19 protein-coding genes and 1 other annotated feature are annotated in these 22479 nt (G+C 36.8%); of the genes, 5 read left to right on the top strand and 14 right to left on the bottom strand.

The window, feature by feature from the left end; translation table 11 throughout:
* Positions 1-75: 75 nt before the first annotated feature.
* From ACYVQZ_RS04930 to lplA, 4 genes are all read right to left on the bottom strand, one after another.
* Positions 76-2490 carry a mucin-binding protein gene (locus ACYVQZ_RS04930; protein WP_461240287.1) on the bottom strand — a complete coding sequence of 805 codons (2415 nt, stop codon included), beginning with the start codon at positions 2488-2490 and terminating at the stop codon, positions 76-78.
* Positions 2491-2744: 254 nt separating this feature from the next.
* Positions 2745-5516 (bottom strand): immunoglobulin-like domain-containing protein, encoded by a 2772-nt coding sequence (locus tag ACYVQZ_RS04925; RefSeq protein WP_461240286.1) that lies wholly within the window; start codon positions 5514-5516, stop codon positions 2745-2747.
* Between the two features lie 384 nt (positions 5517-5900).
* Complete coding sequence (locus ACYVQZ_RS04920) at positions 5901-6059, bottom strand: hypothetical protein (protein WP_461240285.1); 159 nt, start codon at positions 6057-6059, stop codon at positions 5901-5903.
* Positions 6060-6071: 12 nt separating this feature from the next.
* A complete protein-coding gene (gene lplA, locus ACYVQZ_RS04915; RefSeq protein WP_461240284.1) occupies positions 6072-7094 on the bottom strand; it encodes a lipoate--protein ligase in 1023 nt (340 codons plus the stop codon).
* Positions 7095-7265: 171 nt separating this feature from the next.
* Here lplA and ACYVQZ_RS04910 point away from each other — a divergent pair, with 171 nt between their 5' ends.
* Together ACYVQZ_RS04910 and ACYVQZ_RS04905 are read left to right on the top strand one after the other, a co-directional pair.
* Positions 7266-7769 (top strand): YagU family protein, encoded by a 504-nt coding sequence (locus ACYVQZ_RS04910; protein ID WP_461240283.1) that lies wholly within the window; start codon positions 7266-7268, stop codon positions 7767-7769.
* 20 nt (positions 7770-7789) lie between these two features.
* A complete protein-coding gene (locus ACYVQZ_RS04905) occupies positions 7790-9106 on the top strand; it encodes an MFS transporter (protein WP_461240282.1) in 1317 nt (438 codons plus the stop codon).
* A gap of 63 nt (positions 9107-9169) precedes the next feature.
* On the opposite strand, the gene ACYVQZ_RS04900 is transcribed toward ACYVQZ_RS04905, so the two are convergent.
* Positions 9170-9817 (bottom strand): hypothetical protein, encoded by a 648-nt coding sequence (locus ACYVQZ_RS04900; protein ID WP_461240281.1) that lies wholly within the window; start codon positions 9815-9817, stop codon positions 9170-9172.
* A gap of 245 nt (positions 9818-10062) precedes the next feature.
* Positions 10063-10890, bottom strand: coding sequence for a MetQ/NlpA family ABC transporter substrate-binding protein (locus ACYVQZ_RS04895; protein WP_461240280.1), 828 nt, complete (start codon positions 10888-10890; stop codon positions 10063-10065).
* 461 nt (positions 10891-11351) lie between these two features.
* Positions 11352-11585 (top strand) — a binding site (T-box leader).
* Between the two features lie 79 nt (positions 11586-11664).
* Here ACYVQZ_RS04895 and ACYVQZ_RS04890 point away from each other — a divergent pair.
* The gene (locus ACYVQZ_RS04890; RefSeq protein ID WP_461240279.1) at positions 11665-12879 is read left to right on the top strand and encodes an NAD/NADP octopine/nopaline dehydrogenase family protein; all 1215 of its coding nucleotides are present in this window, start codon (positions 11665-11667) and stop codon (positions 12877-12879) included.
* A gap of 15 nt (positions 12880-12894) precedes the next feature.
* Complete coding sequence (locus tag ACYVQZ_RS04885) at positions 12895-13656, top strand: aspartate/glutamate racemase family protein (RefSeq protein WP_461240278.1); 762 nt, start codon at positions 12895-12897, stop codon at positions 13654-13656.
* A gap of 166 nt (positions 13657-13822) precedes the next feature.
* Here ACYVQZ_RS04885 and ACYVQZ_RS04880 read toward each other — a convergent pair whose 3' ends face one another.
* The 5 genes from ACYVQZ_RS04880 to ACYVQZ_RS04860 form a co-directional block, all read right to left on the bottom strand.
* Positions 13823-14230 carry a glycosyltransferase gene (locus ACYVQZ_RS04880; protein WP_461240277.1) on the bottom strand — a complete coding sequence of 136 codons (408 nt, stop codon included), beginning with the start codon at positions 14228-14230 and terminating at the stop codon, positions 13823-13825.
* Positions 14231-14502: 272 nt separating this feature from the next.
* Positions 14503-15546 carry an acyltransferase family protein gene (locus ACYVQZ_RS04875; RefSeq protein WP_461240276.1) on the bottom strand — a complete coding sequence of 348 codons (1044 nt, stop codon included), beginning with the start codon at positions 15544-15546 and terminating at the stop codon, positions 14503-14505.
* Positions 15547-16023: 477 nt separating this feature from the next.
* A complete protein-coding gene (locus tag ACYVQZ_RS04870; RefSeq protein WP_461240275.1) occupies positions 16024-16446 on the bottom strand; it encodes a hypothetical protein in 423 nt (140 codons plus the stop codon).
* A 90-nt stretch (positions 16447-16536) separates the two neighbouring features.
* On the bottom strand, positions 16537-17436 hold the full coding sequence (locus tag ACYVQZ_RS04865; protein WP_461240274.1) for a restriction endonuclease: 900 nt from the start codon (positions 17434-17436) through the stop codon (positions 16537-16539).
* Positions 17437-17558: 122 nt separating this feature from the next.
* Positions 17559-18086, bottom strand: coding sequence for a restriction endonuclease subunit S (locus ACYVQZ_RS04860; protein ID WP_461240295.1), 528 nt, complete (start codon positions 18084-18086; stop codon positions 17559-17561).
* Here ACYVQZ_RS04860 and ACYVQZ_RS04855 point away from each other — a divergent pair.
* Positions 18085-18654, top strand: a complete 570-nt coding sequence (locus tag ACYVQZ_RS04855) for a restriction endonuclease subunit S (RefSeq protein ID WP_461240294.1) — start codon at positions 18085-18087, stop codon at positions 18652-18654. The genes ACYVQZ_RS04860 and ACYVQZ_RS04855 overlap by 2 nt on opposite strands.
* Before the next feature lie 15 nt (positions 18655-18669).
* On the opposite strand, the gene ACYVQZ_RS04850 is transcribed toward ACYVQZ_RS04855, so the two are convergent.
* The 3 genes from ACYVQZ_RS04850 to ACYVQZ_RS04840 form a co-directional block, all read right to left on the bottom strand.
* The gene (locus ACYVQZ_RS04850) at positions 18670-19587 is read right to left on the bottom strand and encodes a site-specific integrase (RefSeq protein WP_461240273.1); all 918 of its coding nucleotides are present in this window, start codon (positions 19585-19587) and stop codon (positions 18670-18672) included.
* 134 nt (positions 19588-19721) lie between these two features.
* Positions 19722-20885: a restriction endonuclease subunit S gene (locus ACYVQZ_RS04845; RefSeq protein ID WP_461240272.1), complete on the bottom strand. Its 1164-nt coding sequence runs from the start codon at positions 20883-20885 to the stop codon at positions 19722-19724.
* Positions 20882-22468, bottom strand: a complete 1587-nt coding sequence (locus ACYVQZ_RS04840; protein WP_461240271.1) for a type I restriction-modification system subunit M — start codon at positions 22466-22468, stop codon at positions 20882-20884. The genes ACYVQZ_RS04845 and ACYVQZ_RS04840 overlap by 4 nt, the downstream gene beginning before the upstream one ends.
* Between the last annotated feature and the right edge of the window lie 11 nt (positions 22469-22479).

The following is a 22479-nucleotide window of genomic DNA, read 5'->3' as shown; positions in this document are numbered from 1 at the left end:
GGTTGATGATGTTTTGTTTGAATTCTTTGTCGTAACGAGTTGGCATGTAAAAATTCCTTCCTTTTGAGAGACGATTTATTCATTATACGCTCTCTTAAAAGTTGTCTCAGGAATCAGCTTACATCCATTAACTGTATAGTTAACAACATAATTTGTCGTCAACGCGTCTGGATCAGTTGAAGGTACAGTTTTATGCTTATGTTTCAAAACTACTTTAAAGGTTTGACTTACTGTTGTCCCATCATCAGTTGTGTCAAAATTCGTTGGCGTAGTAGTTTCATCAGTAACTATTTCATAGTTAGTTAAATCATTTTCAGTACCGGCAGTTTTGGCAATATATGCTGCTGTATCGAATGGAATTGCATCGCCTGTTTTACCAGGTAATGTTTCCGTAGCAACTATTGCACCGTCATTGTCTTGGTCAACATAATTAACTATAGCCGTTGCTGGATTACTTGTGTAATGGAAAGTAACAGTTCGATCTTGGTTCCATAAAACAGTTGCTCCAATAAGCTTACCGTTAGCATCTTTATATGGATCAGCGCCATCAACAGAAACTAATGTATAACCCGGGAGTTCGGCATTCTTCTGAACTAAGGTTGATAACATTTCTTTTTCTGGATCAGTCTGACTCATGACTGTTTTGGTATCGTCATTGTAATAAATGTAGGTAACATTGAAATATTCTGGGTTTTTGATCGAAATTTTTTCAGTACCATACGTTGTATTCTTATCAGAGTCTGTGACTTGAACCGAAATAGTATAGTCACCTAGCGCTGGAGAATCAAGATCTAGACCTCCTAAATCAGTAATTACAAGCTTAGATGTTAAATCTTTATCTTCCACGTCATTGGCAGTCACATTTGTTAATAAGTCAGCGTTTGTCAATGCAACACCGGTTGGGAAGTTACGATCCGATAAACCTGAAATTCTTGGTTTGAATTTTGTTGATGATGGACTTTGATTGTAAGTTAAATCAAAAGTCGTATTGTCACCAAGGAAACCTATGCTATCTGCGGTCGATGCAGGGAGAGTGACCCAGTACATCTGTTCTGAAGCAGTATCGACACTTGGATCTAAATTGACACTAGCTGCTTGCAAATCGTAAGTGAATACAAAGTCGTGCTTTATTGTTGGCGACCAAGCTGGGCTAAACCCTTGACTGTCAGTCGTATCCGGATTGAGTGTAAACCCGTAAAGACCATCACTAATTTTATAAACTACAAACGTGTCAGTTAAATCTGTGCCGGCTTCTTTGTCGGTTACCTTGAAACTATTTTCAACATATGAAAGCTGCCCAGATGTTTTAATAACACCAATGAACGGTTCACTACTCCAACCTCCCGCAACTGTACCGGTATTATCGTTAAAACTTGATAATCCGGGCAAATCAACTGTACCGTCTGCCGCAACATTAGCTTGCATGTTTTCTAATGTTGCCGTGTTCATGTACTTGTCACCATCTTGCCAATCCTTTAACCGCAATTCACTGGTTACAGGAATTAAATTACCATCAGGTAAATATTCGCCAGGAGCACTAATGTTTAGTAAGTTCCCTTTGACATCTCCTCCTGGTCTATCTGTCTCATCATTAATTGGTGTGTTGGTTCCTTTAATCTTAGTAGCTTGGTTAAGTTCACCTTGATCAGTTGGAAAAATCACCATTGTACTACCAGATGTTTCAGGGTCAACGATTGTGACTGTACTTTCTGGTGTATCAAAATTAATAATAGTTTTGCCATTTGGATCTTGCAAGGTTGTGACAACGTTACTTTGACCTGCACTAACTGTTGGAATTGATAATGAAAATCCTAAACTCCCAGCCTGTGTGATATCTGTGTTGTACACATAATAAATCACACCATTTGCAGCATCGACCACTCTGGTCAAATAAGTTGGTACGTTCTGGTCAGAAGCGCCTTGCGTGTCAGCAAATGAGTCAAGCTTCAAACTACTTGGGTTCGTAAATCTAATTGCAATTTTTGAACCTGCTTTGATGTCAGCGTTATCTGCGTACGTACCGGTTACATCAAGTTTTAATTGATCAATACCAGCTAATAAAGATGTATCTGTCACTTTAGCAGTTGGTGATGAAATTGTGCTGGTACTTTCAGCATCCACTTGAACCTTTTTTTGTGGTGTGGTCGTAGCAGGTGTTGCCGTAGCTGAGTCACTTGTTTTGTCAGCGGTTGCATTATTTGCATCATCAGTTTTAGTAGCCTGTGAATCAGCACTTGGTTTCAGTGTTGCTTCACTTGCCGAGCTACTATCACTGGCAGGTGCACTTGAGCTAGTTTGTGCTGGATCAGTTAATTCATCCGCATGAACCGCACTTACTTTGTCCAACACTGTCGGCGTTGTGAACAATAAAGTTGCCGAAACAATTCCTGCGACAACCCAATTTCTACCCGACTTATACAGTTTATAGCGAGATTTCACTGTTGCTGAATCTTGGACAAGTTTCTGGTACTTATAGTTATTCTTCCCCATTCTAATAATCACTCCATCCTTTTAAAATACATTCAATACAGGCCATGTTGCTTTATTGTAATAAAAAAGCTGTACCTATACCTAACTGAGTGAATTATAGCACCAGTTTTAAAATGATTCCATATAATTAAATAATTAATTAATAATAATTTAATAATTAATTGATATATTTTCCGGCTTTGTACTAACTACTTTTTAACGACAAAAAAACTCCGAATCAAAGATTCAGAGTTTCACCGTACATTTGTAATACTTTATTTAGTTGATTTACGTTTTGCGAATCCTAATAAGCCCAAGAATCCTAGTAAGCTCATGCCAAGTTCTGCAATCCATGTTGCTGATTGTTCATCAGTTTGTGGTAATTGTTTGTTTGCTTGCTGAGTTGTTCCAACTGTTTTACTATTTGCGGCTGTCGTTGTTTTTTGAGGAGTTACAGTCGAAATGGCGGCTTCTGATGAGTTAGTAGTTTCGTTCAAATTGTTTGAATCTACTGAACTTGTTATTTCAGTTGTATCACTTGGATTTGTGGTATCTGTTGGATTAGTTGTATCACTTGGATTTGTGGTATCACTTGGATTAGTTGTATCTGTTGGGTTTGTTGTATCACTTGGATTTGTCGTATCCGTTGGATTTGTCGTATCCGTTGGATTTGTCGTATCCGTTGGATTTGTGGTATCACTTGGATTTGTGGTATCACTTGGATTTGTGGTATCACTTGGATTTGTGGTATCACTTGGATTTGTGGTATCACTTGGATTTGTGGTATCACTTGGATTTGTGGTATCACTTGGATTTGTGGTATCACTTGGATTTGTGGTATCACTTGGATTTGTGGTATCACTTGGATTTGTGGTATCACTTGGATTTGTGGTATCCGTTGGGTCGGTGGTATCTGTTGGGTTTGTTTCCTTAGCAGGAGCTTTAAGCGTGATCAAAGCAATCTGTGGATAGCTTTTTAATGTTTCTGCTAATACTGGATTCTGCGCTTCACCCTCACTACGAATATCATAAACCATTGCCACTTCAGTCGGAACACCTGATCCTGTATATGTTGCAACACCAGTATTGGTATCGAATGTCCAATCCTTAGCGTACATTAAATTAGTTGATTTAACATCTTTTTCTCCACTAATCGGATTCATATCCAAGGTATATTGTCCTGCAGCATTTTGCCCAAGATCAGCATTTAGATATTGTGAATAACTACCAATTTCAGTCAATGTTGGATTTTTGGAAACATCTAATTGGGCGATTGAATTACCATAAGAGGTTAAGTGAACTAATGCTGGATTGTGAGTAATATCCAAACTAGTTAATTTGTTTGCAGCGACAAATAAATCAGTTAGTTTCGCGTTCTTAGAAACGTCAATATCTTCTAAGTTATTCTTATGTGCCCAAAGAACTCGAAGTGCTGAATTGTTGGTAACATCTAATCCTGCTTTAGTTAATTGATTGTCATGGACATCTAGTACCTGAAGATTAGCGTTTTTGGAAACGTCAATTTTTGCTAATTTATTATTATAAGCAAATAGGTAAAGCAAATTAGCATTACCGTCAACATTCAAGTTAGTTAGTTGGTTAGTGTACGCACTCAATTGCTCTAAAGCCTTATTGGCTGATACGTCTAAAGAAGTTAACTGATTATTGCTGACATCTAGATATTTTAAATTAGTGTTTTTGGAGGTATCGATTGAAGTCAGTTTATTATCGTTAGCATAAAGCTGAGCTAATCCAGTGAAATACTGAATACCAGTGAGATCACTAATACCTTGACCACTGATATCCAAATATTTCATATTTTGGATCGTAGCAAGACTCACTGTGGTTTTGCCAAACGCCACATGATTGATGACGTAATTTCTGAAGTTTTCGTCTGGGAAAGTTTGGCTGTTAATTTCAATTGTTGTTGCGGAAGGATCTAATGGTACAAAAGTGCTTGTCGTTGAGGTACTACTTGAATCCGCTGGTGCTGCAGCGGCGATATTTAAATGAGTCACTTCTTCTTTTGGAAAAATAGCTTCCCCTGCTTGATTAGCGGTCATTTCATCCTGTGGCCCGACAACTGGTACTTTCACTCTGGTAATCTCATTGGGGTCCAGCTTGCCCTCGGGGGTTGTGTAATCGTCATATCCAACTACCTCAAGATCAACGTTTGCCCCAGTACCATCCCAAACGCCTTTGCCATTATTATACAAAGCCTTTAAATTACCATCAACAAAGTAGCTCAAAATGGGAAGATGTGCATATTCTAATTCTTCATCGTTAATGTTAATGGGATAAGCAACATCTAGATATGGATCTAGAAATAGTGATTCTGTATGGACAACTTTACCATCAGCCGTTATCGAAATAACTACCTGAACGTGGGCAACATCACCAGTCTTAGAAATAATCAGAGGTCCGTATGAACTGTTATCTAGTCTGTAGTCACTATTTTCAACAGTGACTGTTCCTGTAGGTGCTTCGATGGGCAATTGTGTTTGATTGACGATTTTTCCGTTAACATCTAAAGCATTAATCGTTACTTGATCATTAACAGAAGTAATATATGGACGAATGTAAAAGCTATAATTATGCTCTGTATCCGGCCATGCTGACCCAACATTGGTGCCGTTGACAATGAAATCTACTTTAGAAACATCAGAAGTTGTGTACCCACCGTGGACGTTCGCATCTTCTCTATTTTGATTTCTTGTAAATACATACGGATTAACGTATGCACCGGTTGTGTTTTCTGTGTCAGTACTAGCAGCAGCGGTCTGTTGGTTATTTTCTGCTGCAGTAGCTGGTGTTTGACTACTAGTACTCTGGGTTGTATCACCGGTTTCGGTGTTAACTGGTGTACTTGTAGTTGTGTCAGTTTGTGCAGTAGGTACTACCTGGCTAGTAGCCGCACTAGTCGGTGCATCCGCATGGACAACTTTTTTATCAGCTAAACTGGCAGCTCCCAAGGCTACAGTACAGCTTAACAATGTTAGAACTAACTTTGAGTAATTGGTTCCATGTTGTGTTTTATTATTTGTCATATTAATATCACCTATATTTCTAAGATTATTTTTTCTCCTACGACACCATTATTGAATATTTTCATCTGAAATAGCGCGGATTTTTCTAATTTTTTTCTGGCAAATTAACGTATTCTAATAATTTTCCGATAAAAATACCAATATAACACTAATTTGCCGGCATTATAAGGTTAAAAGCGTTATTAATTTCTGCATCACATTTTTCTCTATTCACTTACAAAAGCAAAGTTAAATCGCACTTTAACCACTTATTAGCACTTTTATCATTAAAAAATAAGCAAAAAATAAGCGTCTGAAAATATTTTTCAGACGCTTATGCTACTGCTGATATTTTTATTCTGTTATCAAATTTATTTGCACTAATCTTGAATATTAAATCATCAATTACTTGGCTTCATGTTTTGCTTCACACATGCCATCACACATACATCGCTTATCATCTAACATTGGACACTGACAAATGCCGTTGGCATCTGAACAGGTACAACCATCATGACATTGCATCCCCTGATGACAATATGGATTTTCCACTTTTTCTGTCATAGCGTTTCTCCCTTAGGATAAGACTAAATCAGCAAGCTTTTCAGGTTCAATTTTCCCAAGGTTAGCTGCCAAATCGCCAGCCTCAAATGCCTTGGTCAAACTGTCGCGATCAAAAGCGGCCCCAGTCACTTGTTGTTCAATCTTGGTAATGTCACCACCAGTAATGAAATCGCCGTAAATCTTAAATTCAGCGATTTTATCATCCTTAACGGTAAAGTTAAATGCCACGGTGCCAATATCAAAGTGCTTTGACCGATATTCCTTGTAACCAGGATTTTCACCATAGTTCCATTGATCCGTATCATATTTACCAGCTAAGCGTTGATCAATAATTTCCCAATCATGGTCATTTAAATGATAAGTTTCAATATCGTCCATCTTCTCAACACCAAACATATGGCAAATCAAAGCTTCTTTAAATTCCTCAGTTGACCAGTTTTGGTATTCAGGTTTTAAGAATGGTTTAACATTTGTCACTCGTGAATTAACTGAAGCAACACCCTTAGAAGCCAACTTATCCTTTTCAGGCGTCAGTACTTCGTTAGCAGCTTGCATATCCAAGTCATACATTAACGTCCCACCAGCGGCATAGGAATCGCCGACCTTAAACATAGTCATTCCTGAGAACTTCTGATCATTAATCACCATATCGTTACGCCCACGCATTTGCGCATCAGTTGCCCCGAAGTCATGTAAAGCGTCTAAAATCGGGTCGGCAATCGCATGGAAGTTACCAAAATTGCCATCGTCACCGATCACAATGTTTTCAAAGATAATGTTGCCATAGTCGTGATAGACCGCTCCACCACCAGAGGTCCGACGAACTAACTTGATGTCGTGTTCTTTTAAATAAGGTAAATCAACTTCGGCATACGCATTTTGATTTACCCCGACAATGACTGATGGGCGGTTAATATACACAATCAGGCCGTGGCCTTTCAACCGTAAATCGTTAACTAAATAATTATCGAGAGACTGATTAATCGTGGCATCATAAACTGGTTTACCATTTCTACTGGTATCAATTAAAAACATTTCCTCGCGTCCTTTACATGTTAGTTTACGAAAGTATGCGCTTTCAACGAATTCATCATACCGCGATTGACCGTCAGAAACAATCGTCTACGATATTTTTAAGCGTTTTTGCTAACAAACAGTAAGTCAAACCCTTATAATAAGACTATCTTATCAAAGGAGACGATTAATATGACCCAACATATCAATATGAAATCAGCAGTTTTGGCAGGAACCGTCGCCGGTGTCGTTTCTGGACTCGTTAAACTCGGCTGGGAAAATCTGTTGCCACCGCGCACCCCTGAACGTGATGCAACTAATCCCCCACAACAACTCCTGGAACAAATGGGCGTACCAGCTTCAGTCACCCACGCGACCTACACTTATTCAGGCCATCAAGAACCATTTGTCAGTTACTTAATGCATTTCGGTTTCTCAACAACCTTCGCAGTACTTTATAGTGTCGGCAAACACTATGTACCTGCCATTAGTGCCGGTCACGGAACGGCAGCTGGACTAGTTTTATTCGGCACATTTCATCATGGTATCTTACCAGCATTAGGCACCATTCCACGGGCTAAGGATCAACCAGCCGAAGAACACATCTCAGAAGCACTCGGTCATATCGCCTGGATGCGGACAATTGATATTGTTTCAGATCAATTGTATCAACGCTTCAACCATGATGATCAGTAATTAATTAGGAAGTGAATTCCGTGCAAAATTTTCAAACTAAGTGGCCTGAACGAATTAGTTACGGACTCAGTGATGCCGCCGATAATCTAGTTTTTCAGGTCATGACCACTTATTTGCTCTTCTTTTATACCGACGTCTACGGTTTATCAGCCGGTGCCGTCGCCATTTTATTCGTCGTAGCTCGCATCTGTGACGTGCTTGAAAGCTTCGTGATTGGCGTCATGATTGATCACACCCATTCCAAATGGGGTAAGAGTCGTCCGTTTTTCTTATGGTATGCACTGCCCTACGTTGTGTTTGCCATTTTGACCTTTGTGACGCCTAACTTTTCAGCCGGTGGCAAGCTGGCTTGGGCTTACGTCACATACTTAGGACTTGGTTTCTTATACACAGCCGTCAACTTGCCAATCACATCGATTTTACCGACCATGTCGCAAAACGAAAAAGAACTAACCTTGCTCGGCGTGATTCGACAATTCTTTGGCAGTTCAGTTCAAATTATTGTGTCAGTATTTACGCTGCCACTTGTCGCATTTTTCGGACGTGGTAATCAGCAAAAAGGATTCCTACTGACGATTTCATTGTTTGGTATTATTTCGTTAATTTTGATTTTAAACACATTTGCGCATGTGCGTGAACGATTTACGGATCATGAGAAATCACATCAACCACTGCGTAAAGCTTTGGCAATGGTGCGCCACAACGATCCATGGATTGTAATTTCAGTTGTGATCTTTCTATTTTGGTTGGTCACTGCGATTAAGAACTCGACGGCCATTTATTACTTCAAATATACTTTGCATAACGAAGGGTTAGTGCCTTTAGCTAATAGTTTCACGCTTGCGTCATTAATCGGTGTACTACTCATTATCAAGATTTCGGGAATCACCGGCAAAAAAGAAACCATGTTGTCGGGAATTGTGACAGCATTTGTGGGTCAACTAATTCTCACAGCTGGGGTCTACCTGCATACATTACCCGTATTATTCAGTGGCATTTTTATCAATTCCATCGGTCATGGTATTATCGTCGGCTTAGTTTCCATTATGATTGCCGACACCATTCGTTATGGGACGACCATGGGCATTCAAGCTGAAGGGATTCTTGCCTCGACTGATAATTTGGGTGTCAATATGGGGCTTGGAATTGGTGGTATGATTACTGCCGGTCTGTTTCAATTATCTGGGTATGTTTCTAATCATGCCCAAAACACCGCAACGCTTCATATGATTAATGTTAATTATGTCTGGATTCCACTAGCCATTTATGTGGTGATGTTTGTTGTATTACTATTTTACAATGAAAGAAGAATCAATCGAGCAATCTCATCAATATAAATATGAAAACACCAGCTAGTTTTTATTCAGCTGGTGTTTTTAAGTTATGAATGTCTGTATTAATCAATAGAGATTTTCCAAAGTTTTTCTAGATTCTACAGAGGTTGTATCCCGATTTTTGTAACGATAGCTGTAATGGGCAATATATTGTCTATCTTTATCAAATGGATGAATATTTTGCGCAAATTTTGTTTTTAAAGCATCTCGTACCTTGGAGTGCATCGCAATAATAATTGCCTCATCTGAAATTTCAAGATTTTCCAAATGATCATATAAATTTTCAATATCAGTATGTTGAATTTTAATTTTCGAAGAATCACTTTCATCCTTGCTTTGATTTAGATCCGTCATAAAAGCACCATCAATTGGCGTTCCATATACTAAAACTTGAATGTTGTAATCTTTGCTAGCAGGATCTCCATGAAAATTATTAAATCGCCCCGCACCAACTCCTGCATTTCCAGGATTTAAACCAACCAACACAAATTTGACACTATGCGTTTTATTTCGCCATTGTTCATCAGTAAAACTGTCAAATTCCTTTAATTTATTTTTTGGAAAACCCAACGGTTGGCTCTTATAAAACTTTTCAAAAAATTCATTACGGCCAGGTTGATCCTTTTTTTCAAGCACTTTTGAATTTTCGGGTTCATACCAATTCGCAAAACTATCAACCTTACTAAATCGACTAGAAAAACCTTTCGCATTCAAAATCCAATACCTCCCAAGAATTTATAGCGTTATTATAGCGTAAATACTTTTTGAGTAGTCATTGTATACCAATATTTGATTCTTGTTGTTTTTAAAAAATTTTGTAATTTTATATTATTTTATAGGATCACGATAGAGATCCACTGATAATTAAATAGTTACTGTAATCAACGTTTTTTCTTTCAAACGCACAAAAAATCACATTTTTCAAAAAGTGATTTTTTATTTGATTTTACTGAAAACTCTTATTTACCGTTAGGATATACCGGCACAATCGCACCATGATACTTTGTTTTAATCCATTGTTGTGTTTTCTTCGATTGCAAAGCCTTCACTAGCTTTTTAATGGCCGGTTTATTTTTATCGGCTTTCTTAACTGCCACAATGTTAGCATAAGGTGATGTTTTACTTTCTAACGCAATTGAATCTTTAGTTGGATTGATACCAGATTGTTCAGCATAATTTCCATTGATGACGACAGCATCCCCTTCACCCTTATCATAAAATTCAGTCATGAGCTTTGGTTCAAAATTGTGTTTAATCTTTAGATTTCGTTTATTATCTTTAATGTCATCAAACGTAGCAGTGGTAATTTTTGTTCCCGGTTTCAAAGTTACCAGTCCCGCATCTTTTAATAGTGTCAAAACACGACCATAGTCTGCAATATTATTGCTGACAAGTAATGTGGCACCGTTTGGTAAATCTTTGAGACTCTTATATTTTTTAGAATAGATACCAATTGGTTCCAAGTGCACTTTTCCAACATTGACCAAACTACCATTGTTTTCCTTGTTCCAATTATCTAAAAATGGTGTGTGTTGGAAGTAGTTCGCGTCTAGATCACCATTGGCTAAGTCTTTATTAGGCAATACGTAATCTTGAAATACTTTGATTTTTAAATTAACACCCTCTTTTTTTAATTCTGGTTTCACATGTTCCAAAATTTTGGAGTGTGGAATGTTTGCAGCACCAACCGTAATGGTTGTTTGCTTCGTAGATTTACCACATCCTGCTAAAACCACTGCTATTGCTAAGACACCTACTAAACTACCAAAAATCTTCTTAATCTTCATACTCATAAACCTCCCAAATAGTTTGACTAGTTAATTTTTTTCGACAAAAAAAGCTTTCGCCTAATTAGGACGAAAGCTTCGTGGTGCCACCTAAATTCACAATTGCCATAACGACAATTGCCTCAATGAGTTTTTAACTCCAGGGATAATGGCCCCACCATTGCAGATTAATTAAATTAACTCGTCTACAAATTGATACTAAGAAACCATATTCATCTGCTCCCCAAGGTCATCTTTCAGCGTGTGATAACTCTCTTTGCATGGCTGACAAACTACTCATTTCTTCTCATCAACTTTTAATGTTGAAATGAAGTATACCGACACATATCTTGAAATGTCAACATCTTTTTAAAATTAAATTTTTTTAATCTTTGGCATCTATAGTAGAATTCGTGTTTAAAAAATTTATTTTAATTTTGCCTATTGACAATCATTCTATGAACAGTTTAAAATCGTGACAATTTATAACGTTGATGAGATGAGTAATTTGCTAAGACGTTTTAAGAGAGCTACGGTTTGGTGAAATGTAGCAACGCATGGCAAATGAAGATGGTCTTGGAGTTTTTATTGAAGCAAGCATTTATTGCGAACTTTAATCGGTGGTACCCGTTATTCGTACAGCATATGTCAGTATGTGAGTGTGTATTTTTTGAATACATAAATTGGGTGGTACCGCGGCCATAGTCGCCCCACAATTGGATGATAGTCCAATTGTGGGGCTTTTTTTGTCCCAAAACGTTAATTAAATACACATTTTGAGGAGGATTTACGTTTATGACACAACACGATTTAAGTAACTATACAGTAGCCGTTTTAGGTGCCGGTGCTGTTGGTCGCGCCGTCGCCGCTGATTGTAAATTAGGCGGTAACCAAGTACGTCTCTACGATTTACCTGAATTTGCAGAAACATCGTTGAAAAATCTCGATCGTACTGGTATTACCTTGGAAGGTAAACAATGGAATAAGTACAATTTCACTCGTTCTGGTACAGCAAAATTTGACTTAGTGTCAACTGATTTAGCTGCAGTGGTGAGTGGTGCCCAATTAATTATTGTGGCAATTCCATCGATTGGCCATAACGCTTTCTTTGAAAAATTAGTCCCATTACTTGAAGACGGTGTGATTGTCCATATTATTCCAGACAACTTTGGTTCCCTGAAGCTTCGTAAAAAAATGCGTGAACTAGGAAGTACCAAAAAAGTGATCATCGGTGGGTGGTCCAGTGCTCCTTATGGAACACGAATCATCAAAGAAGCTGGTGTGGATACCTCGCGCGTATTATTACGTTATCGAGCTATCTCTCTTCGAGGTGCTTCTCTTCCTTCAACTGATCAAGAGGAATTTTTAGCTAGTTCAGCACATTTGGGTTGTTTTGATTCTGTGACTTTTGGGGACGGGCCTGCTTCCGGTAAGACAGTCCTAGACATTGGTTTCAGTAATGTCAATCCGGTCTTACATTGTCCCGGCACACTACTAGGTGTCGGTGTCATGGAAAACTTTGGCCGCGTGTTTGGCGGTAATGATAGCTCTAAATACTCAATTTATTCTTATGCTTTTTGTGAGTCTATTTCAGAAGTGCAATACTCATTTTATTCTGAAGAAGTTGAATTGGCACACACGATTGGGGTCGATGTTCAACATTATGACAAGAAAGATTTCTTCTCTAGATCGAACATTCTCGGTCCTGAGTACATGGGTGACGGTGCTGCAGTCCCATTTGATGAACAATACCCAATGGCCATCGGTACCGGTCCATTTGATATTCATGATCGCTACATCACTGAAGATATCCCGGTTGGTTGCCATATCTATCACGAACTGGGCAAAAAATTTAATGTTTCAACTAACGTCATTGATAGCATGATCACGATCGCTTCTGCGATGGTCGGCACTGATTTTTATAAAACCGGCGTTACTTTAGATGATCTCGGGATTGGTGACCTGGATAAACCAGCACTCTTAGATTATCTCGAAAACGGTACTTACTAGAACGGAGGATGGGCAATGGGCTATCAACAGCGACTAAACGATGACGTCAGCTTAAATCAAAGCTTTCAGCCAACAACCACAGCAGTGGCAGGTAATGCCATTGGCATTATTGCCGTTAACTTGGTGTATCCCAAGCTACCAGGCAACGTGGCTAATGCCACCACATTTTCATTCCCTGTGGATTATGAAGTGATTGATATTAAAATTGAAGATTTGTTTGAAGGCAAGGCTGAAATTAAAGATGTGATTATCACTGCGGCGCGCCGCTTGGAACAACGCGGGGTACGTGCCATTGTTGGCGCGTGTGGGTACTTTGCTAATTTCCAAGAAGAAGTCAAACAAGCTGTGCACGTGCCCGTCTTTTTATCCAGTCTTAGTCAATTACCAATTATCAAATTAGGACTGGCAGACAATCAAAAAATTGGCGTGTTTGTTGCCAGTTTCAAAGATGCCACGGCAAAGTTTTTTGCTAAATCAAATGCTGATATTAATGACTGCGTCATTCAGGATATTGGCACACTTCCTAAGTTTCACCCGATTCGCTACGGCGAAACTGAGTTAGATAATGCTGGATTACGTGCACAATTAATCACTACGACACAACAGTTACTGGGTAATCATCCTGAAATTGGGGCAATTTTACTCGAATGTAGTGATCTGCCACCCTATGCAGCTGCAATTCAGGGTGCTAGTGAGTTACCAGTATTTGATTTTATTACCTTAATCAACTGGGTTTATAACGCGGTTGTTCAGCGTAGTTATTACGGATACTTCTAAATATAAAAGCGATGAATTCAATATTCATCGCTTTTTTGGGGATCAAATTTAATTTAAAATGCGCCGCCACTTGTGCATCTACCAACAGAACTTCCGTCAAATCTGTTGCTATCGTTTCAACGTACACTACACAGGTGTCTTGAAGTACTAAAACAACTTACATTCCTTAATGTAAATACTTTTGAGCATACTGTCCGTAATTTGGTTTCTTAGTTTTGTTCAGCGCATATAACATACTGCCATTCAGCGGTTCATCCGTATCGGCTGTTTTGAGCATCAAGGCTAGATTTTTATCATTCTTTTTTGGAAACACAATCGTATAATCTTTGCCATCTTGTTCAATTGAAATATAACGAATGCCATTCTTATACCCAACTTCCGTACGCTTATAGCTATATTTTGTATCATTTACTGTCACTGTTTTTTTGGTGAATTTAATTGTGGATCGCGTCCCAGCACCATCTTCAGCCTTCCAGGTTCCAAATAGTTTCGAGGTTGACTGCTTATGTCCGCATCCCGCTAAGCCAATCACTAATAACCCCATCATGAATGTAATAAATAGCTTCTTTTTCATTGAAATCTCCCCAAATGATAATAATCGATATTAAAGTAGTAATAACTGCAAAAAAATCATGAGAATTAATGTCATATTTTTCGTAGATAATTTCATTCAATAAGTTTTTAATAATGCAAGAATTATATCATAGTATTAATTTATTAATCACAAGATACTTTTCATCAAAGTCAAAAAAATAGCTTCACTCCAGTTCAATATTGGAGTAAAGCTATTTTAAAAATTAAAATATTATCATGTTTCCTCTGATCTCAATAAGATCAGACCTTTAGTTATGCTTGACGACGTTTGAATCTTCCAGAAAACAGATTTGGCAAAAACTTGTTCTGCAACAAGGTCAATACCACCGCACAAGCGACAATAAAGATATATGCCACAACCCAGTGGCTTGCCAAAAATTTATTTGGGAAGTAATGGATGAAAAATTCAACTGGAAAAATGTGCCAGTAGTAAATGGATAATGAATTTTTGGAAATCCAGGTGATCACGTTATTCAGTCGGTCGTTAAATTTCATTTTAGCTAGTACAGCTAGTAAGACCATTGTCACAACTGTTCCATAGAGTAAGTAATATGGATGTGGTGGATACTTGTAAAGTTCAAAGTTAATGAAGTTAACATTAAACCCACCACTGAAAAGTGTTTTAGCAATCGGATAAGCAACGATCATGACGAAAAACATCGCGCCTAATTTCAATAGGTTTTTGGGATTTTCTTTAATTGCACGAATTCCAATTAAACCAACAATGCTGTAACCTGTAATTTCTTCAAAAAAGACTTTAACCAATCCGCCAGTAAACCCAGTCAAATGGGCACTAACTTTAACAAGGCCCCATTGAATCAGTAATAAGCCAATAATCAGTAAGATGAAAGATGACAGACGTGTGAACTTTTCATTCACGGCTTTGAACCATGGATTGAGGATACTGATGAAAAACAGCACTCGAATAATCCAGACATATCCGATCCCATCGATTAACCCATATGAAGACAAAATTTTGCTGAAACCAAGTGGATTATGTTTACCTTCGAGTGCAAAGATAATATAGAAGACTACCAAAAACATGGTAATAAATACCCATGCTGGAATGACTAATCGTTTAAATCGTTTCACGATATAGTCCCAATAGTCTCTTTTACTACCAATTTGCCCGCTTGTACTTAAAGCAAAGGACGATCCGGAAATAATAACCATCATGACCACGTCACAATTTCGCAAATTATAAATCACGTTCATTGGATTGGCGTGGGCGAGCATAATTAGCAAGATTGCAAGTGCCCGTAAGACATCAATCCGATAATCTCTTTTCGTTTTCAAAATCTTAATCCCTCTTTAACCTTAATTTAAAATTCCCAACTTTTCTAATATACGGAATTATGATTTTGTTGTCAAAGGGCGGTAGAACTAAGGATTGTATGTTTTCCCGTGTTGTAGTACTAGATTTTTTGTACTTTCAAAAAAAACACCAATCCATTTTGAATTGGTGTTACCTTATATCGATTAAACTTGAATCTAATTAATTCGTATCAAATATTCTTAACCTACACACTTTTCAATTCATTTCTCAAAAATATCCAAAAATGGCAGATGGTCCTGATTTTCTACAAATCCATTACGTTTATTCTAAATTTATAATTTCCTGAATCAATCTTAAAAAAATCAGATCTGCTTATTTTCAATATATTTCAATACACTAGTTTTTTCTCAAATTTTTAATCAATTAATTTAAAGACTATACCCCTTTGTATGGATGAGGATTCGGGGCACATTAGCAAAACTTATTTAAATTTGCCCTCATTTTTGTGGTATATTTTCTGACTCTACAGTAAATTTTTCAAAAATATCACTGTCCGATGCTGCTCCATTCGCCGTAGCTAACTCCAATTCAGGAATAAGAAAATAAATTTTTTCTGCATTGCTAATTTTATATTGCAATTTGTTTCTTAAAATATGCATATCTAGTTCAATAGAGGTAAATTTCATAATCTGTTTTCGCCTAAAATCTTCATCATCGTATTTTAAATTTTCATCTGTTAACCGGTTCATCATATTTGCGGAGCTAGTATATTGTAAACATTTTGTTTCAAATGCAGCTAGCAAATCAATTGTATCTTCCAGCCACTTATTATTAAAGTTTGCAACTTGTCGCTTATTTGCTTGCTTTGCCTGTAATTTAGCAATTAAATACTGGATAATCGACGCAAAATTGTTCCACAAACGGCAATACTAGCGCCAATAAAACTCGATGTGATTATACTATTCATCTTTTATCTCCGTTTAAATTATTTTATTCAACTAGATCAGTAATCATTTTTCACTCTCATAATATTCATCCAAAATGTATGTTGTAACCGGTTGAGCATGTATCTGATATTTAGCAACTAAATCTGCAATTTTGTCACCATTTATTAAAGTAATTGCTCTAGTACCTTCTCTTGAAGTCTTTACTGCCTCTCTCGAAAAATCAGATGTTGTAATAAATACACCGTATTCTGCTCTGTATTTATCCATAGCGCCTCTAAACTTATCTATGTCCGGTGCCGATACCAATCCCTTATCCCATCGTTTAGCTTGAATTGCAACTCGCGTAGTTCTGAAATCATCTGTCGTCAGATATCCGAAACCATCTAGTCCTCCGTCTCCACTAAGAGAAATACCAATTTGTTCATCCATAGACACGCCCATTTTTTTGATCAATAGTCTCGAAAATAATTCAAATTTGGCCGGAGAAAAATCTTTCAACGCTTTTAAAAGGTCTCTGCGCCATTCATCAACTTTTGAACTATCAATTTCATCCTCATCAATTATGTTCTTTTTTAATTTATTCTTTTTAGTCTGCTCAGCCCACTTTGGGTCGGCTATATCCCTTATATCTTTCTTTACATTTAACAATTGTAAATTTGTAGTTCTGCCCTTCTCGGTTAAATCGACTGATCCACGAATGGGTCGAGTAACAAATCCAGCAAATTCTAAATTCTTTAGCGCAAAATTAAACGTATACGCAAATGGTCTATACTCGTTTCCATTCTTACTAATTTTTGTCGACTGAGTGTACTCTTCAGGGATATCTTCAGCATATTCAATCAATTCATCAATAAGTTGGTTTCGAGTGATACTACCACCAACTTTTCTAAGTACTGCTATTATTTTAGGCATAATTAAATTCTCTTGATCTTTACGTGACATCTCTTCAAAATTTTTGGTCATTTTTATTTCTCCATATCTATTTATACTTTAATCATGCGTACTAGATTTGCAAATGTCAATATAATTTATTTCTAATGGGTAATGTTGATAGGTTTTTAAATTTAATTAGTTTGTTTGTTTCATTAATTCCCAGAACACCGATTGGAAGCGATAAGTTGATCAAATTTTACAAATAATTGCCCGATTTTGTTTTGTTCCTGGATGTTAGGAACGTAAAATTTCATCAGTTCAAAATCTTTTCCAGTAATTTGATTAATAGTTGCGCCCAAGCTCTTATGGACTTCGGCATTAAATTTGTCAGTACTTAATAACGAGTTGATAAAAGATCCGTTATTACCACGTAATCCAGTCATAAATGCCCCAATTACTGTCTTTTTCATTTCTTTCTTTACTAAAGCATGTTTTCCAATTAGATGTCTGCTACCATTACGGACAACCACGATAACGTCATTTTTTTGAATATTTTTTGAATTTACCACATCATCATTCACAAAAACATTGTCCGCATCAACTATCTCGTTATTTTGAATATTTGAAGAGCGCAATACTAAAGTTCCTGAATTCTGAATATCTTTGGGTGAATAGGTTAATCCAGAAAATGACGTAGTCAGTTCAAAAAACTTATGCTGTTCCCAAACATAATTACATATTTTAAATAATTCAGTTGCACCATATTCCCTGAATGCTTGGGAACAGCGTAAGTTAAGCGATCTAGGCGATATTTTTACAGGAAATACTCCGAAAACTACAGACAGAGATAATTATGCAGATAAGGGCTTGCTTTGGGTCACACCTACGGACATTACCGATAATATTATTGAGGATACTGAAAAGTATTTATCAAAAAAAGGTAAAAAACTAGCAAGAATTGTACCCAATAATTCGATATTGGTTACATCTATTGCTAGTATCGGCAAAAATGCATTAACTACCACCGAGGTTGGTTTTAATCAACAAATAAATGCTGTTGTACCTGACAAGAAAAATGATCCGTACTTTTTATTAACTCAGAGTTTTATTTGGTCGTCTAGAATGAAGTCATTTGCTGCTGCAGCAACAATGCAGATTGTGAATAAAAGTGACTTTTCAAATATAATTACACATGTACCAAAGTACAATGAACAACTAGCCATTGGTAGCATATTTCGACTTCTTGATCAACTTATCGCTTCCAATCATCGTAACCAAAATAAGCCAAAATGGTACACACCATCATGACTTATTAGAAAAAAATTATATTAAACTAGCAAGATGTTTCATCACCTTATCATTATCTTGATTTTCCAATTCTTGAATAACATGCAGATACGTTTGCTGTGTCGTTGTCATATTTGAATGTCCTAACCTTCTGGCAACTGATGCAATACTTACACCAGCATATAAAAGAAGTGATGCATGTGTATGCCGCAATCCATGGACTGATATAACAGAAATATCTGCTTTCTTACAAAGTCTTTCAAGATAATGATTCACCGTATCGTTATATACCTTCTTTCGCACAAAAATTGGTTTATCTTCAGGTAAACTTTTCGTTAATTGAGAAAATTGAATAACAGTTTGCCAATCAAGTTGAATTTTTCGAACGGAAGACTCATTTTTAGTGGGTGCAAATTCTTCATGCGCTGATTTATAATTCCATGTTTTGCTCACATTCAAATATTGATGTGCAAAATCAAAATCATTTGGTGTCAAGGCAAGCGCTTCAGCGAAACGTAATCCAGTCTTTGAAATTAATAAGATGAAATAGTCCCAATTGACGCCTTCATCCAAAACTAGAATATTCAACAATGATTGCATTTCGTGTTGGTTTAAATATTTAGTTTTATGTTGCCGATGCTTAACGCCCTTAATAATCGCCTTTCTAGTTGGATCGCGGTCAATTAAATTTTCTTCAAGTGCATCAATCAATGCACTCTTTACATGTCGATGGAAATCCATCACAGTCTGTCGTTCATGATTGGTTGCATAATCATTTAATAACTGCTGATAAGTCAGTCTCGACAAATCACGCAAATACAAGTGCGGTGCAAGTCTGACTAATTGTTTATGAGTCATTTCGTACTTGCTATATGTTACTGGACGAACTGCATCTTGCTTGTACAGTTTCATCCATTGATAAAAATATTGATGTAGCTTTAATTCCTGTGTCATATTGACACCTCCATAAAAAAATTAGGTAATTTAAATTACCTAATTTATTCATACAGTTTTATTAAAACTATATCTATATTCATTTTCTATATTTCGCTTACCAACAGCGATAATTACCAATCTTTTATATTTTTTTAAACGAACATGTTTTGCATGAACCATTTTTTTAACTGTTTTAATTGTTCGAGCTTTTCTTGATTGGAAACGATAAGCTGGTCCAATTTATTTAATGTGGTTCCAATTACCACCTGTTCTTTATAACTTGGCACCCAAATTGGTATTTTTTTTAAAATATCACCATTTAATTTTGCACGACCTCCGCCAACTAACCACTTTACCATATTTATGGAATTCATTCTGTAACTTAAAAATAAGGTATCTAAAGTTTTGCTTTTTCCACATACAACATGTGCATGATTATTAACCCAAATTTTTCCTTTAACATAATTGACAGGATAATTAACCAAGTCACTAGCTCCATCTTCAGCTATTAGAATGTATTCTCCATCATGTGTGAATCCATTTACAAAATCTTGTATTCCATTAGCCCCATAGTATGGAATAATCCCACTTTTTCTTTCACTCGCCGTAACAGGAATTCTTTTATTGTCAAAAAAATTTGCAATTTTATTTAACTTACGCTGTTCCCAAGGATCAGTAAATCCTTTAAACCTCCATTCTTGATCAAAAATTTTTTGCATAAATAATTTTTTTACTTCTTTTAATTCATCAAGCTTATGTTGATTGGAAGCGATAAGCTGTTCTAGTTTCCTCAAAAATGCAGAGATTTGATTCTGTTCCGAAACTTCAGGAACTTTGACTTTAATACTCATAAAATCATCATAATTAATATTCAATAGCCCGTCCATTCGTGCTCCAGATGAAACTAACTTCCCTAGTTCCCTATCTGGTATTTTTGTTGCAAACATATACTCAATAAAATCTGATGAACTGGTTTTGTTTGTTTTAAAACTATGATACACTCTCGGAACGAGTGCTTCGTTGTATGTTCGCAAAACAAATACTGCTCCATATTTGGCTAATTTTGAATTCCCGTGATTATATGAGAGTTGATTTTTTGATAAAAGGGTATAGTTCTTCTGCTCTTTACCGGCTATATTACTAGAAAACCGTTCTTTCTGATTTAACCATCCATTACCTGCAGAAATAGTTAATGTTGGTAGATTCATTCTGCCGTCATTTCCTCTAACTCTTTCCGTCATTGTTTTCAATTTACGCTGTTCCCAATCATCAGTAAAACCAGCAAATCTCACATTTGGTTGTTTTTTATCACTCATTTCTTAAACAACTCCTTAATCAACGTAAGCTGCTGTTGAGCGTCAGAATTTTGTCCAACTAAATCATCTAGCATCCCACTAATGTCAGTTTCTAACTGTTCAATTTCTCCATCTGCTTTTTTCATATCAGCGGTTAGTTTAACAACATCAACAGGTGGTTCTTCTTCAAAAGTGTCTACATATCGTGGAATATTTAAATTAAATTCGTTCTCTTTAATTTCATCCATAGTTGCAACATGCGCATACTTATCGACATCTTTTCTATCCAAATAAGTTTTTACAATTAAATCAATATCTTCTTGGCGGAGTTGGTTATGATTTTTTTGTTTTTCAAAGCCTTTTGATGAATCAATAAACAAGACATCATCACTTTTACGATTTTTTTCCAAAATCATAATAATAGTTGGAATCCCTGTATTGGTAAATATTTTTTCTGGTAATCCAATTACTACCGAAATATTTGAATTTTCAAGCAAAGTTTTTCTGATTCTGCCTTCAGCTGCTCCTCTAAATAGTACGCCGTGAGGTAAAACAATTGCCATTCGGCCATCTTGTTTTAAATGGTATAAACAATGTAGAAGAAATGCATAGTCTGCTTTAGAAGCTGGCGCAACACCCGCCTTAAACCGTGGATCATCTTCTCGATCCTTGTTATCCCATTTTAAAGAGTAAGGGGGATTAGCCATAACAGCATCGAACATACGTGGATTATCTATACCGTCTACTAAACCGTCCGGCCAGTCAGTGTTTAACGTATCTCCATTACGAATTTCAATATCGTTATATTCCACACCATGCATCATTAAATTCATCCGAGCTAGATTGTATGTGGTTGTAATCACTTCTTGGCCATAATATTTGATAGCACCTTGAACACCAGCATTTTTCATATAAGATGCGGTGGTCAACAACAACGACCCAGATCCAAGTGCAGGGTCATACAGACTATACTCGTCCATGTTTTCACGTCCGGCAGTCAAAATCCGTGCCATAATATCTGAAACTTGATGTGGTGTATAGAATTCTCCTGCTTTGGCACCGGAACTAGCCGCAAACTCACCAATCAGATATTCATATAAATCGCCCAGCACATCCGCATCTTCATCCAGCTCGATCTTGTCCATCAAGCTGATCCAATCCATCATTGTGGCTGTTCTAGTCTGTGCATTATTACCCAAGCGATTTGACGTTAAATCCATGTCGTCAAAAATACCAGCAAAATCTTCTCGCGCATCTGGTCGAATACCTTGATTAAAATGAGCCAATGAATCTGACACCATTAAAATATTGAATTGATCTTCAGCAATTGCTTTTTGCCAATCTGAAAACATTTCGCCTGGTTGAATGACATATCCTAACTTGTCTTGCATAAACTTAGCAGCACGCTCGGAATCCTGTTTCCAAACACTTTCCCATGTTTCTTGACGCGAAACAGATTTGAACCATGTTTGTGCCTTTTCAGACAAAAATTTATAAAACATAACGCCAAAAATATAGTTCTTATATTCAGAAGGCTCAATCTTTCGCCGTGTTTCATTAAGAGTCTTCCAAACCATTGCCTTTTTTTCTTCAGTTAAAGCCATTATTCTTCCCC

The organism is Paucilactobacillus salsurae (genome assembly GCF_054784995.1).
This window is presented reverse-complemented; position numbering and strand designations above follow the sequence as displayed.

Bases quoted from the DNA above. Each gene is read 5' to 3' on its own strand.
- ACYVQZ_RS04930 (WP_461240287.1), bottom strand. From the start codon at position 2,490: ATGGGGAAGAATAACTATAAGTACCAGAAACTTGTCCAAGATTCAGCA.
- ACYVQZ_RS04925 (WP_461240286.1), bottom strand. From the start codon at position 5,516: ATGACAAATAATAAAACACAACATGGAACCAATTACTCAAAGTTAGTT.
- ACYVQZ_RS04920 (WP_461240285.1), bottom strand. From the start codon at position 6,059: ATGACAGAAAAAGTGGAAAATCCATATTGTCATCAGGGGATGCAATGT.
- lplA (WP_461240284.1), bottom strand. From the start codon at position 7,094: ATGTTTTTAATTGATACCAGTAGAAATGGTAAACCAGTTTATGATGCC.
- ACYVQZ_RS04910 (WP_461240283.1), top strand. From the start codon at position 7,266: ATGACCCAACATATCAATATGAAATCAGCAGTTTTGGCAGGAACCGTC.
- ACYVQZ_RS04895 (WP_461240280.1), bottom strand. From the start codon at position 10,890: ATGAAGATTAAGAAGATTTTTGGTAGTTTAGTAGGTGTCTTAGCAATA.
- ACYVQZ_RS04890 (WP_461240279.1), top strand. From the start codon at position 11,665: ATGACACAACACGATTTAAGTAACTATACAGTAGCCGTTTTAGGTGCC.
- ACYVQZ_RS04885 (WP_461240278.1), top strand. From the start codon at position 12,895: ATGGGCTATCAACAGCGACTAAACGATGACGTCAGCTTAAATCAAAGC.
- ACYVQZ_RS04880 (WP_461240277.1), bottom strand. From the start codon at position 14,230: ATGAAAAAGAAGCTATTTATTACATTCATGATGGGGTTATTAGTGATT.
- ACYVQZ_RS04865 (WP_461240274.1), bottom strand. From the start codon at position 17,436: ATGACCAAAAATTTTGAAGAGATGTCACGTAAAGATCAAGAGAATTTA.
- ACYVQZ_RS04850 (WP_461240273.1), bottom strand. From the start codon at position 19,587: ATGACACAGGAATTAAAGCTACATCAATATTTTTATCAATGGATGAAA.
- ACYVQZ_RS04845 (WP_461240272.1), bottom strand. From the start codon at position 20,885: ATGAGTGATAAAAAACAACCAAATGTGAGATTTGCTGGTTTTACTGAT.
- ACYVQZ_RS04840 (WP_461240271.1), bottom strand. From the start codon at position 22,468: ATGGCTTTAACTGAAGAAAAAAAGGCAATGGTTTGGAAGACTCTTAAT.